The organism is Tepiditoga spiralis (assembly GCF_014701195.1).
Classification (GTDB): Bacteria; Thermotogota; Thermotogae; order Petrotogales; family Petrotogaceae; genus Tepiditoga; species Tepiditoga spiralis.
The window spans coordinates 93,651-106,885 of the sequence record NZ_AP018712.1 but is presented as its reverse complement, the minus strand read 5'-3'; the positions used below and the strand labels follow the sequence as shown (position 1 = coordinate 106,885).

The 13,235-nt window shown below is 24.1% G+C and carries 11 protein-coding genes; 3 read left to right on the top strand and 8 right to left on the bottom strand.

Annotated features, from left to right (window positions below; translation table 11 throughout):
• Positions 1–2,268: a replication restart helicase PriA gene (gene priA, locus IGS63_RS00500; RefSeq protein WP_190615104.1), complete on the top strand. Its 2,268-nt coding sequence runs from the start codon at positions 1–3 to the stop codon at positions 2,266–2,268.
• A gap of 20 nt (positions 2,269–2,288) precedes the next feature.
• Here the strand turns inward: priA and pdxT are convergent, their stop codons facing one another.
• Both pdxT and pdxS read right to left on the bottom strand, forming a co-directional pair.
• On the bottom strand, positions 2,289–2,852 hold the full coding sequence (pdxT, locus tag IGS63_RS00495; RefSeq protein WP_190615103.1) for a pyridoxal 5'-phosphate synthase glutaminase subunit PdxT: 564 nt from the start codon (positions 2,850–2,852) through the stop codon (positions 2,289–2,291).
• 1 nt (position 2,853) lies between these two features.
• Positions 2,854–3,732, bottom strand: coding sequence for a pyridoxal 5'-phosphate synthase lyase subunit PdxS (gene pdxS / locus IGS63_RS00490; protein ID WP_190616063.1), 879 nt, complete (start codon positions 3,730–3,732; stop codon positions 2,854–2,856).
• Between the two features lie 425 nt (positions 3,733–4,157).
• On the opposite strand from pdxS, the gene IGS63_RS00485 reads away from it, so the two are divergent.
• Positions 4,158–6,668, top strand: coding sequence for an HD domain-containing phosphohydrolase (locus tag IGS63_RS00485; RefSeq protein WP_190615102.1), 2,511 nt, complete (start codon positions 4,158–4,160; stop codon positions 6,666–6,668).
• A 404-nt stretch (positions 6,669–7,072) separates the two neighbouring features.
• On the opposite strand, the gene IGS63_RS00480 is transcribed toward IGS63_RS00485, so the two are convergent.
• Genes IGS63_RS00480 through IGS63_RS00465 form a run of 4 tightly spaced genes read right to left on the bottom strand, consistent with a single transcriptional unit; the run spans position 7,073 to position 9,764 of the window.
• The gene (locus IGS63_RS00480) at positions 7,073–7,903 is read right to left on the bottom strand and encodes an ABC transporter ATP-binding protein (RefSeq protein WP_190615101.1); all 831 of its coding nucleotides are present in this window, start codon (positions 7,901–7,903) and stop codon (positions 7,073–7,075) included.
• On the bottom strand, positions 7,900–8,469 hold the full coding sequence (locus IGS63_RS00475; protein WP_190615100.1) for a hypothetical protein: 570 nt from the start codon (positions 8,467–8,469) through the stop codon (positions 7,900–7,902). The genes IGS63_RS00480 and IGS63_RS00475 overlap by 4 nt, the downstream gene beginning before the upstream one ends.
• Positions 8,450–8,818, bottom strand: coding sequence for a GntR family transcriptional regulator (locus tag IGS63_RS00470; protein WP_190615099.1), 369 nt, complete (start codon positions 8,816–8,818; stop codon positions 8,450–8,452). The genes IGS63_RS00475 and IGS63_RS00470 overlap by 20 nt, the downstream gene beginning before the upstream one ends.
• Positions 8,808–9,764, bottom strand: a complete 957-nt coding sequence (locus IGS63_RS00465; RefSeq protein WP_190615098.1) for a hypothetical protein — start codon at positions 9,762–9,764, stop codon at positions 8,808–8,810. Before IGS63_RS00465 ends, IGS63_RS00470 begins: the two co-directional genes overlap by 11 nt.
• A gap of 183 nt (positions 9,765–9,947) precedes the next feature.
• On the opposite strand from IGS63_RS00465, the gene IGS63_RS00460 reads away from it, so the two are divergent.
• On the top strand, positions 9,948–11,201 hold the full coding sequence (locus IGS63_RS00460) for an HD domain-containing phosphohydrolase (protein ID WP_190615097.1): 1,254 nt from the start codon (positions 9,948–9,950) through the stop codon (positions 11,199–11,201).
• A 25-nt stretch (positions 11,202–11,226) separates the two neighbouring features.
• Here the strand turns inward: IGS63_RS00460 and tsaB are convergent, their stop codons facing one another.
• Complete coding sequence (gene tsaB / locus IGS63_RS00455; protein WP_190615096.1) at positions 11,227–11,889, bottom strand: tRNA (adenosine(37)-N6)-threonylcarbamoyltransferase complex dimerization subunit type 1 TsaB; 663 nt, start codon at positions 11,887–11,889, stop codon at positions 11,227–11,229.
• Positions 11,889–13,235 carry a tetratricopeptide repeat protein gene (locus tag IGS63_RS00450; protein ID WP_190615095.1) on the bottom strand — a complete coding sequence of 449 codons (1,347 nt, stop codon included), beginning with the start codon at positions 13,233–13,235 and terminating at the stop codon, positions 11,889–11,891. Before IGS63_RS00450 ends, tsaB begins: the two co-directional genes overlap by 1 nt.

The window sequence follows — 13,235 nt, the reverse complement described above, 5'->3', positions numbered from 1 at the left end:
ATGAATTATTATGAAGTAATACCTTTTACAAATTTAGATTATTATACATATTCAACAGAATTAAAACTTGAAGTTGGACAAAGAGTAATGATAAACTTAAGAAATAAAATGATACCAGCTTTAATTTATAAAAAAGTTGAAAAAATACCTGAATTTAAAGTTAAAGAAATAGAGTTTATAATTGATGAACTACCTTTAATTACTTTTAAACATATAAAAATAATAGAAGAAATATCTAAAAATTTTGCTATTTCTCTTGGAGAAGCTTCAAAATTATTTTTTCCTCCTATTTCTTCTGATATGTATAAATTAAAAGTAGTTCCAATTAGTCCATTAGCACCATTTCAAAAACCAATCTTTTTAAATGAATTTTATAAAAATTTTAAAAGTAAGAGTGTAGCAAATAAAAAGATTAGAGAATTATCTAAAAATGGAATTGTAAAGTTAGAACTTCATATAAAAAGAACAAAAGAAAAAAAAGAAAGTTTTTTTAAATTAAATAAAAGTATTGAAGAAATTATGAAAATAAAAATATCTAATACAGCGATGTCAGTTGTTAACTACTTAAATATGAAAGATATTATAAATGAAAAAGAACTTTATGAATTAGGTATATTAAAACATGGAACTACTGTTTTAAAAACATTAATGAAAAAAAATATAATTTGTGAAGTAAATGAATCTCAAATTTATCAATATAAAAAAATAATTCTTTCTGATGAACAACAAAAAGTTGTTAATGAAATAAATGCGTTAAATGATAAACCACATTTACTTTATGGAGTTACAGGAAGTGGAAAAACAGAAGTTTTTTTCGAAATTGCAAAACCACTTTTAGAAAATGGGAAAAAGATATTAATAACAATACCAGAAATTTCTCTAACTCCACAATTAGTGAATAGAATAAAAAATAGATTTGCTGAATACAATGTTTCGTTGTATCATTCATCTTTAACAAGCTCTGAAAAATTAAAAACATGGTATGATTCGATAAATGGAAAAACAGATATAATTGTTGGTACAAGAAGTGCTTTGTTCATACCAGTTAAAGAACTTGGTATGATAATAATGGATGAAGAACACGATACTTCTTATTATCAAAGTGAAGGAACTATTTATGATGGAGTTGAAGCTGCTTTCATTAGAAGTAAAATAGAGAATATAAAATTAGTATTAGCTTCGGCTACTCCAAGAGTAAAAGATTATTATAGAGCTATTAACAATGAATTTTATATGGAAAAAATAGAAAAAAGAATATTTTCTAAGATGCCAGAAGTGGAAATAATAAATATGAAAGAAGAAGAAAAAATAAGCTGGATATTTAGTAAAAAAGTGATAAAAGAAATAAAAAAAACTTTAGAGAAAGATAAAAAAATAATAATTTTTACACCGACAAGAGGATATGCAAATTATATTATGTGTCCAGATTGTGGATATATTTTTAAATGCAGTGAATGTGATGTATCTTTAACTTTTCACAAAAATGATATGAAATTAAAGTGTCATTATTGTGGAAAAGAAGAAAAAGTTCCAAGTGTTTGTCCAAATTGTGGAAATGTGAATCTTCAAAGCCGTGGATATGGAACTGAAAGAGTAGTCAATGAATTAATGAAACTATTTCCATCAGAAGTAATTTTAAGAGTTGATAGAACAGTTATTAGAAGTTATGAAGAACTTAAGAAAACCTTTAATTATATGAAAGAACCTGGAAAAAAAATAATAGTAGGAACAAAGATGATAACAAAAGGTTTGGATATAGAAGACTTACATTTGGTTGTTGTCCTCGATTCTGATAGATATTCAAACTTTCCAGATTACTCCGCATATGAATCTACTGGAGCTTTAATTTTACAAGTTGGTGGACGTTCAGGAAGAAAAGAAAGAGGAAAAGTTTTAATTCAAACATTTAAACCAGAAGAAGAGTTGTATAAAGCTGCAAAAAATCATGATTATACTATGATTTTAAACCATGAAATAAAAGAAAGAAAAGAATTTAGATATCCACCATTTTCTGATATGATTATTATAATGGTTTATGAAGAAGATAAAAAAAATTGTGAAAAAATTTCAAGAGAAATTTTTAATGAAGTAAAAGAAATTACAAGAGAAATTATGGGACCAGTTGATCCAATAATTTCAAGGATAAAAAATAAATACAGAAAACAAATAATATTGAGAGGTAATATAAATATAGAAAGTTTAAGAAATGTTTTAAAAAATTTTAGGAATATAAAAGTTTATGTAAATCCACCAAGTACTTTATTATAATAAAATGAGAGCTTTTGCTCTCATTTTATTAAACTTAAAAAATATTCATGAAATGATTTATCATTAGTTAATTCAGGATGAAAAGATGTTCCTATTATATTTCCTTGTTTTATACCTACTATTTTATCATTTGTTTTTGCGATTATTTCCACATTGTTATTTGTTTTTGATATTATAGGAGCTCTAATAAAAACCATTTCAAATGGATATTGTAAAACAGAAATTTTTTCTTTTTTTATAAAACTGTTTAGTTGACTTCCAAATGCATTTCTTTTTACTGTTATATCTAAAAGTTTTAGTGTTTCTGTTTTTTCATCGTTTTCTATTTTTTTAGAAAGTAGTATTAAACCAGCACAAGTTCCCCAAATTGGACCTTTAAAATTTTTAATTTTTTCAGAAAGATTGTATTTTTTTATTAATTTACTCATAGTTGTACTTTCGCCACCAGGAAGAATTAATGCATCTATACTATCTATTTGTTCTGCTTTTTTTATTCTTATGCTTTCAACATTATCAATTTTATCCAATAAATTTATATGTTCTTCAACACCACCTTGTAAATCAAGAACACCTACTTTTTTCATATTACCATCCTCTATCAGCTAATATTTGTTCTTTTGGTATTTCATTTATATCAAGACCATACATTGGTTCGCCTAAATTTTCTGAAACTTTTGCAATTAGTTCTGGATTGTTGAAGTGGGTTGTTGCTTCAACAATAGCTTTAGCTCTTTTTGCAGGATCTTCCGATTTGAAAATTCCTGAACCAACAAAAACTCCATCACAGCCAAGTTGCATCATTAAGGCAGCATCAGCAGGAGTTGCAATTCCACCAGCTGCAAAGTTTACAACGGGTAATTTCCCATTTTTTGCAACGTACATTATTAAATCGTATGGTGCTTGTATTTTTTTTACTTCTGCCATTAGTTGTTCTTTTGATAAAGTTGTTAATCTTTTCATTTCTGCACTTATAGTTCTCATATGTCTTACAGCTTCAACAACATTTCCAGTACCAGCTTCCCCTTTTGTTCTAATCATTGCAGCGCCTTCGCCTATACGTCTTAATGCTTCTCCAAGGTTTCTTGCACCACAAACAAATGGTATTTTGAAAGACGTTTTATCTATATGAAAATCTTCATCAGCTGGTGTCAATACTTCACTTTCGTCTATAAAATCGATTCCTATAGCTTCGAGTAATTGAGCTTCAACAAAATGTCCTATTCTAACCTTTGCCATAACAGGAATAGATACAGCATCTACTATTTCTTTTATCATTTTTGGATCAGACATTCTGGCCACTCCACCTTGTTTTCTAATATCTGCAGGAACTCTTTCAAGCGCCATTACTGCAACCGCACCAGCTTCTTCTGCTATTTTTGCTTGTTCTACATTTGTAACATCCATTATTACTCCACCTTTTAACATTTGAGCAAGGTTCTTATTTATTCTGTATCTTTCGTTTATATTTTCCATGAAAAATCCTCCTTTTTAAAAATTGTATTGTTAATTGTATTATCTCATAAAAAAATTGTATTGTCAATAGTGTTTAAATTTTAAAATTATACAATACAATTTGTTTTGAAGGTACAAACAATTTTTATTTTTAATTTTTATTAAATTATCAATTTTTTGAATATTATAAAACACAATAAAAAATTAATTTTTCGTATAAAATAAAGTGTTATTTATACAATTTTATTTCTAAATAACTTTTGATAAAAAATATAATGTATTTATTTTTAATCGTATAATTAAGAAACAAATTATTAACTTAAAGTTTCAATAAATTATTTTTATCTATTTGTAAAAAAATGTAAAATGTATTATAATTAAGAAAAATAACAATTAGTTATGATTAATGTAAGAGATCTTTTTTAAAGGAGAAGTTTATGAAAAATAAAATTTTTATTTTTATCTTAATTATTTTAAATATTTTATCATTTTCATTGAAAGTTGGGATTTATGAATATCCACCTTTAGTATTAAATGGTAAAACGGGTGCAACTATAGATTTTTTTAAAGAAATCGAAAAAAATTTAAATATTAATATTGAATTTGTTTATTCATCTCAAAGAGATTTGATGGATAAATTAAAAAAAAGAAAAATAGACATTCTTGCTAATATGGCTTATACACCAGAAAGAGCTAAATTTTTTAAGTTCAATTCTGAAGTTTATATACCAGATTGGGGAGTATTATACACTTCAAAAAAATCAAATATAAACTCCATAATGGATTTGAACAATAAAAAAATAGCTTATATGAAAACTGATGTGTATTTCGAAGGAGAAAATGGTTTAAAAAATATTTTAAAAAGATTCAATATAGAAGCAGAATTAATAGGTGTTGAAAATTATCAAGAAATTTTTGATTTATTACAAAGAAAAAAGGTAGATGCTGGAGTAATAGGAAGATTAAGCGGAAAAATAATTGAAAGTAATTATGATATAAAAAAGACAAATATTATTTTTAGTCCTATAAATATAAAATTTATGTTTAGAAATGATATTGATAAAAAACTTATAGATTCAATAGATGCTGAATTAATAAGTATGAAAAAAGATAAAAAATCAATTTATTATACATCTATTGGAAATAACATTTCTAAAAATGTTATTTTTAAAATACCAGAAAATGTAAGAAATATCTTGTTTTATATTATTTTTATGGTAATTATTTTATTATTTAGTCTTGTATTTTATTCTAAAAAATTAAAAAAAGAAGTTGAAAAAAGGACACAAAGTTTATCAGAAGCTTATGAACAATTAGAGGCTACTCATGAAGAATTAATGGCACAAGAAGAAGAATTGCGAGTTACAAACTTAGAACTTGAAGAAAAGCAAAAAGAACTTAGAAGTATAATAGATCTTGTTCCTCATTATATATATATAAAAGATATTGATGGTAAGTTTTTAGTTGTAAACAAAGCATATGCTGATTTTTATGGAACAACCGTTGAAGATCTTGAAAATAAGTACCATCAAGAAGTTCATTCGAAGATATCTAAAGATGAATTGAATCAATTTTTAATTGATAATATAGAAGTTATAAAATCAAAACAGATAAAATCATATGAAAGAACTTTAACAAGCCCAATTGGAGACAAAAAAATTTTTAATACAATAAAAATGCCATTTGAAAGTTATCTTACTAATAAACCTACAGTTCTTGGTGTTTCAATAGATATGACGGAAGTTTATAAAGCCAATAAAAAAATAAAAGATCAAAATCAAGAGCTTGAAGAAACTAACAAAGAACTTGAAGATGCTCTAATAGCTTCGAGAGTAGAAAAAGATAGGTTTATTAATTTAATTGGAATTGTAAAAAATATTTCTGAATCTTTAAAACAAAGAGATGAATTATTTTTATCTAAACTATTAAATGTTGCTGTTAGTGCTATTGGAGCTGATTATGGAAGTGTATATAGATATAGTGGGAAAGACTGGAAATTTGTAGATGCAATAGGGCATGATATAAAAAAATTAAAAAAATTAAATTTAAAAAGGGAATACTTTATTGAAAGTGATGATGTTGAAATAATTAATTATTTACTTGAAAATAAGGAGAGAAGATTACCAAAAGATATTTCTAAAAAATTTAATGAAGCAACCAGAACAATGAAAAATTCTATAATAATACCTCTTTATTCTAATGGAATAAAAGTTGGTGGAATGTCATTTGACTTAGATATTAATTCAATTTCTGTATTTTCTAATGAAGATTTAGAAATTGCTAAAGCTTTTAAAGAAATTGCAAGTGTATTTCTTACAGTAAAGAGGTATAATAATTCTTTAAAAAATACATATTTAAACTTTGCAAATAAGCTTGCTATGATAGCAGATGCTTATGATGATATTACGGGTAATCATATTTATAGAGTTGGAAAAATTTCGGAATTTATAGCAAGAAAACTTAAGTTAAATGTTCAAATGATCGAAGAAATCGGAAACTTCGCTCCCCTTCATGATGTTGGAAAAATTTTTATTCCAACTACTGTGTTAAAAAAAGAAGGTAAGTTAACTTCTGAAGAATGGGAAGAAATGAAGAAGCATACAGTTTATGCAAAAAAATTAATTGGAGACGATGAACATTTTAAAGTAGCTTTAAATATGGCACTTTATCATCATGAAAAATTTGATGGAAGTGGATATCCTTTTGGGAAAAAGGGTAATGATATTCCAATAGAAGCTCAAATAGTTAGTATAGCCGATATATACGATGCACTCAGATCAAAAAGACCATATAAAAAAGAATTAACGCATGAAGAAGTTATGAATATTTTAATTTTTGGTGATGATAAAACTAAACCTGAACATTTTAATCAAAAAATATTGAAAATAATGGAATACTATGGAGATAAAATAAATGAAATATATGAAAAAATGTATAATAAAGTATAAAAAGCACACCTTTAGGTGTGCTTTTTATATATACCAATAGTTGCCTTCTTCATCATACTTTAAATCTAAGTCTTTATATTGGTCTTTTATTATTTCGTAATCTTCATCATAAGCTATAAATCTTCTGTTTTCTTTTTCCATTATCTCACCTCCAAAAAAGTTTGATAAAAAACTTTATTGATAATTTAATCACATTAATTTAAAAATTTTTTTGTTTTTATTAAATAGTTACAAATAGGATATTAATTATCTTGTTTTTTATTTTTACTTCCATACACTTATATTATAGTTTGAAATCAAACAAAAGTCAAGCATTTTATGTAACAATTTTTTTAGTTTAAACTAAAAAAATATTTAATAAATAAAAAACTAATTCATAAGCTATCTTATGAATTAGTTTTTTATTAGATTAATTTTTTTGATGTTGACTCAAAAGGAGTAAATGTTTTGTTTTGTTTTAAATAGCCTATTGAAATTTCTTTAAAATTTGGATATCTTCCTATATTTTCAGTTGTTTTTACAAGAATTTCTTCATTTACAGAAGATATTACTTCTCCTTCTACTTTTTCTCCTTTGTTTAATATTCTGTGAGTTTCTTTTGCGTTGTCTATCGTATCTGTGTATAAAACCTTTCCTTCAGTTACTATTGCAAAAGAATCAGAAATTTCTTCAAGTTCATATATTTCATGTGAAGATAATATTATTGTTTTACCTTTTTCTATTGCGTAATTTTTTAATATATTCAATATATCGTATCTTATAACTGGATCCAAATTTTGAGTTGGTTCGTCTAGTATCAATAAATCAGCATTACTCGCTATTGTCAAAGCAAGGTAAAACAATGTTTTCATACCCATAGAATAAGTTTCTATTGTTTGTTCCATATTGAATTTATAATGAATTAAAAATTTATTGAAAACTTCTAAATCAAAGTTTGTATATAAAAGTTTCCAAATTTTTAAGTATTGTGTTCCTGTAAATTTTTTAAAAGTAAATCTATCTTCTGGCATAACTGCTATTTTTTCTTTTAACTTTGAACTTATATGTTGATCCATTATCTTTATTTCTCCACTGTTTGGTGTGAGTTCGTCATATATACATCTCAAAGTTGTTGTTTTTCCTGCACCATTTGGACCTATTAAAGAGAATATTTCTCCTTTTTTTACATGAAAGGTTATGTTGTTTAAAACAGGATTATTCTTAAAACTTTTGTTTACCTTGATAACATTTATCATTTTTGCACCCCCTTTTCAATAAAAAGATATCCTGCTATTATCAATAGAATAAAAGCAAATATCAAAGAGTACAGTGTGTTTTCTTGAATAAAAGGGCTTATGTTTTTGAAGATGTTGTTTGGCAAAGAGCTTAATATTCCATCGGCAAAAAATATTAATAATGGAAATACCAAATTGTTCAAAGAATTTTGAACAAATATCATTGATATTGAAAAATAAGCAGTTACAAATATTAGTGATGGAATAAGTAAATTAGTAATTGTATCAGTTAAAGAAAGCATTCCAAGAGTTCCAGCTAATAATTGAGATACAAATACTATTGAGATTAAAAATGTATATGCAGAAACAAAAATTTCTATTCTTGAAAACGGAAGTGCTCCAAGTGTGGAATACCTTCCATGATATATGTCAGAGCTTAAGAATGAAACTGAAAATAAAAATAAAAAAATAGTTTTTGATTCATAGTTTGGTATGAGCATTAATAGAAAAAAAACAATTAATTTTCCATTTTTTTCAAAAAATTCTTTCATAAAGTATGCTTCTAATTTATTGATCATGTTGTTCATTTTTCCATACCTCCTCAAATATTAGTATTGCTGTATCAAGAGACATTTTGTTGTTTTTTAATTTTTTTACGAGTGTTTTTATTAAAGTTATAAAATTTTCATCTATTGGTGCGTTATTACGAACAAAGTATCCTACTCCATGTTGAGATTCAATTAGTCCTTCTAAAGATAATTTTTCTAAGGCTCTTGATACTGTATTTATATTTACAGAAAATATTTTTTGCATTTCACGTATTGTTGGGAGTTTTTCATTGGTTTTTAAATAACCTAAATAAATTTCTTTTTTTATTTGATTCATAATTTGTATATAAGCAGGAATACCACTGTGTTTATCTATTTTAGTAAACATTACTATTCCTTTTAATTGAAAGACTCCCTGAACTTTCAATGATTAAATTTCCAGTGTTATCTTTTGGTTCATTGATAACTATATTTCCTGAAGTACCATTTATATTTAAGTGATAAGCATTTTCCCAAGGTTTTGTATAATTTATTTTAGCATTTATTGATGTTCCATTTATGTATAGATTATCTCCTCTTTCAATTACAGAATTAAATTTTATTGAAGTGCCGTTTATTTTAATATCATTTGAATTTAAAGTGGAATATATTTCTAAATGAACACATGAAACTAATAAGTTTTTTGAAATTATACTTCCGGATAATTCTGAATGAACACCTTTTAATATAATAGAATCTGCCTTTAAAGTTGAATTTAATTCCATGTGTACATCATTTATCTCTATTTTATCTGAGTTTAAATTGCCATTTAAATTAGAGTGAACGGTATTTAATTTAAAAGAAGAATATTTATTTTTTGTTCCAATAGTTATTATTATCTTTGAATTTATTTTTTTATACTCTAATTTTGTTGTATTTCCAACTTTTAATACTTTGATTTTAGAAGGAATATACAACTTTTCTGTAGTGTCATCAAATTTAATTTCTACTGAAGTACATTTTATTTCTAAATTTTTACTTCCTTCAATATATTTATCGGGTTTTAAAACTTCTGTATTTGAATAAATAAACCAATTGAAATTTTTAATATTAGAAAAAGGTTTTATGAGAGGATTAATTGATATTGCAATAAAAAAAGGAACTATTACAAAAGAAATTATTAGAGTATAGTAAAGCGTTTTTAATCTGATGAAATTTTTTCCAAAAAAAATTAATGCACCTATCAAGATTAAGCCCCTCAAAAAAAAGTTTGAAATCAACAATCCAATAAAAGCAATTAAAATTGCAATGAGTAAATTGAAAACGATAGAATATTTTTTAGTTATATTATCCATAATACACCTCCGATTTTTTTCAAAAATATTTGTTTCATAGTGTTCTACAAAATTATAACACTATAACAACAAAAAGTCAAATGCTTATTTTTTTGATAAATAGTGTATAATTATAATATATAGTTAAGAAAATATATCTTTTTTAAAATAAAATAATATAATATATATAAAATGGAGGTACATATGTTTGAATATAAATTAACTGATTTAATAAAAATATTTCAAAATCTTAGAATAAATGAATTTTCAGATTTTTTAGAACATTCTATTGATGTAGCTAAACTTTCTGTATCGATAGCAGAAGAGCTTGCACCGGGAAAGTTTTCGAAATCAATAGTTTATTTTTGTGGATTAATGCATGATATTGGATTTTTGTTAAAAGAAATCATTTTAGAAAATATAGATATTGATAAAGATTATATTTTAAATTATAAAACACTGGCAAGTATTGAAGAATTAGATAAAAAGAATTTTCATTCGTATTTATCTGCATCAGTGTTAAAATATTTTAAAAGATTTATACCACATGATTATTTAACTGCAATAGAAAATCATCATAAAGAAGATAATGAATTAATATATGAAAGTGATGAAGTAAAAATGCTTTCAAAAATATTTCATGTTGCCGATAAGTTATCTGTTATTTATAGAGTAAATTTAGAAAGCCCAGAAATTGGTATGGAAAAAATGGATGAATTTATAGATAATTGTGGATTTTTTAAAACTTCAATAAAAAACATTATAAATGATGATATGAATTATTTATATCTTTTTGATGGAAACTTAAATTTAAAAAGGTATTTTAATGTAGATATAAGTTTAACTCTTTATGAATTCATGGATTTTTTAAAGTTAATTTCAATGATTATAGATTTTAGATCACCATATACATTAAATCATACTGTTTCAGTATCTAATGTGGCAAAAGAAATAGCAAAGGAAATGCTTGATGACTATGATGCAAACTTATTGTATATGGCAGGATTGATGCATGACATAGGAAAAATAAAAACACCTTTATATATTTTACACAAAGAAGGTGGTTTAAGTTATTATGAAATGAATATTATGAGAAAGCATGTTGGAGAAACATTTAGAATTTTTGAAAACTTTTGTTCTTTAAAAGAAATAGTTTTAATTGCATCGCAGCATCATGAAAAATTAGATGGAAGTGGTTATCCATGGGGCTTAAGCGCATCTCAATTGTCTATTGGAGCAAGAATTTTGCAAATTGCTGATATGTATGTGGCGCTTAGAGAAGATAGACCGTATAGGGAAGGAATGTCTGTTGAAAAAGCACTTGGAATAATTGAAGATATGGTAGAAAAAAATAAGTTAGATAAAAAAGTATTTGATACATTAAAAAATTTAACAAAAGAAAAAGAACTTATAAAAAAGTATGACAAGTTTATAGATGAAATAGAAATAGATTTTTAAAATAAGGATTCAGCGAATCCTTATTTTAATTCCAATTTTTTTCTGGCATTTTTTTATTGTTTTTCTTTTCCCATACTTCTACAGCAATTGGTTTTTGAAGATAAAGCGGTTTTAAATCTTTAATTTCAACAGAATTACTATTTTCTAATAATTCTAAAATTTTTGTATAATTTATTTTTACTTCGTAATATTCATTTTTAAGATTATATTTTTCTTTAAAGTATAATGATTCATCACCAAGTAAGGCATAATCTTCGTATTTTTTTAATTCTTCTGCAGATATCATTTTAGGACCAAATAATCTTTTTTTGTTTTCATATAGTGAGACGTATGCTGCGTCTTCTCTTGCTCTTTTTAAAACCATTCTTTTTTTTACTTCTTTTTCAAAAGAAATATTTATTAAATCTGTTGAATAAAATGTTTTTATTTTTTTGTTACTATTTATCATTAAACCTTGTAAAAAAGCTATACTTATTCTTATTCCTGTAAAAGATCCAGGTCCGATATCGATTGCGAATTCATTAAAATCATTTATATTTATGTTCAATTCATCTATCATCTTTTTTATAACAGGAGCTATTTTTGATCCACTTCCTTTTCCAGTAATAGTTTTTAAATATATTTTTTTATTTTTAGTTATTAAAATAAATATTTCTTTTGAAGATGAGCTAATTATAAGTGTATTCATTATTCGTTACCTCCAGATTTCTTTTTTAAGTTAGTGGCTGTTTTATAAGCAGATATTGATTTTTCAAAATCTCCAATGACTTCGTATACTGTTGCTAGCAATATATAATATTTATAATAATTTGGATTTTTTAATATTAATTTTTCAGTAAGTCTAAGTCCATACTTTCCCATTCCTATTTTACATAGAAATTCAACTTTTTTTTCAGAAGGGAAAAGTTCAAATAATAACATTAATATTATTAATGTTATTATAACTAAAAAGATAAATAAATATTCAATAAAAAAGTTTGTTTTTATTTTGTTGCTTTTTTCTGTTTTATTATTAGAAGCGTTTTTTATAATATCTTTTGAATAGTTTAGCTTGAGTTTTAATTTTATTATTTCATTTGAGAGTTCTTCGTTTAAATTGTTTATTTGTATATTTGAAAAATCGACATTTAACTTTTTATCTAATTTTTCTATTCTTGTATTTAAGACTTTTACAATTGAGTATAAAATATCTTCTAACATTTTTTTTGATAAAGTTAAATTAGAAACGGAGTTTATGAGACTTAAAACATCATATGTATATTTTTCTATTTCTTGATTTTCAAATGTATAGACTGTACTTGCGTATGTTGATAATTTATTTTTAAGTTCAAAGTATGTTTTTAATTTATAATACTGTTTTAAATTTTTATCTGAAATATAATTTTTTTCATATAAGAACTTTAATAAATTATAACCCCCCATAAAATCTTTTTCTTGTATATAATACCTTGAACTTTCTATTATTTCATTCATTTTTATGATGTGCGATTTAGAAATGAATGTATTAACAAAGTTTTGCATATCTTTATCAAAAAAAGGTGGGTTTTGTATAGTTTTATCAATTAAATATTTTAAAAATAAATCATCAGATTTTTGATTTACATAAGAGTTTAAACCTTTTATTTTATAAGAATACTTTAAATTTATTTCTTCCATTTTGCCACTTTCAAGTATATTTTGAATTGTTTTTGGTAAATTTTTGAATATATATAATATTTTTTTTGTGTCTTCTTCAGAAAAGTTAAAATCAATTATTCCTATACCAATTAAAAATTCTTTTAAATCTTCTGAGATTATTGTGTTTATGAATTTAAAATTTTTATATTTGTTATACAAATATTTTTTGGCAGAAATAATTTCGCCATATCTTTCTAATTGTTGATTTGATCCATTTTTTTGAATATATAAAACTAATTCTTTCCAAGATTTATCTAGTGTAGAAGAATTTTTTGATAGATTGTATATATTTTCTAAAGTAATTGAAAATATTTGTATAGAAAAAATTATTAAAAATATAAGTATTATTTTTTTCAA

Coding starts and splice junctions, on each gene's coding strand:
- priA (WP_190615104.1), top strand. CDS start 1: ATGAATTATTATGAAGTAATACCTTTTACAAATTTAGATTATTATACA.
- pdxT (WP_190615103.1), bottom strand. CDS start 2,852: ATGAAAAAAGTAGGTGTTCTTGATTTACAAGGTGGTGTTGAAGAACAT.
- IGS63_RS00485 (WP_190615102.1), top strand. CDS start 4,158: ATGAAAAATAAAATTTTTATTTTTATCTTAATTATTTTAAATATTTTA.
- IGS63_RS00480 (WP_190615101.1), bottom strand. CDS start 7,903: ATGATAAATGTTATCAAGGTAAACAAAAGTTTTAAGAATAATCCTGTT.
- IGS63_RS00475 (WP_190615100.1), bottom strand. CDS start 8,469: ATGAACAACATGATCAATAAATTAGAAGCATACTTTATGAAAGAATTT.
- IGS63_RS00470 (WP_190615099.1), bottom strand. CDS start 8,818: ATGTTTACTAAAATAGATAAACACAGTGGTATTCCTGCTTATATACAA.
- IGS63_RS00465 (WP_190615098.1), bottom strand. CDS start 9,764: ATGGATAATATAACTAAAAAATATTCTATCGTTTTCAATTTACTCATT.
- IGS63_RS00460 (WP_190615097.1), top strand. CDS start 9,948: ATGTTTGAATATAAATTAACTGATTTAATAAAAATATTTCAAAATCTT.
- tsaB (WP_190615096.1), bottom strand. CDS start 11,889: ATGAATACACTTATAATTAGCTCATCTTCAAAAGAAATATTTATTTTA.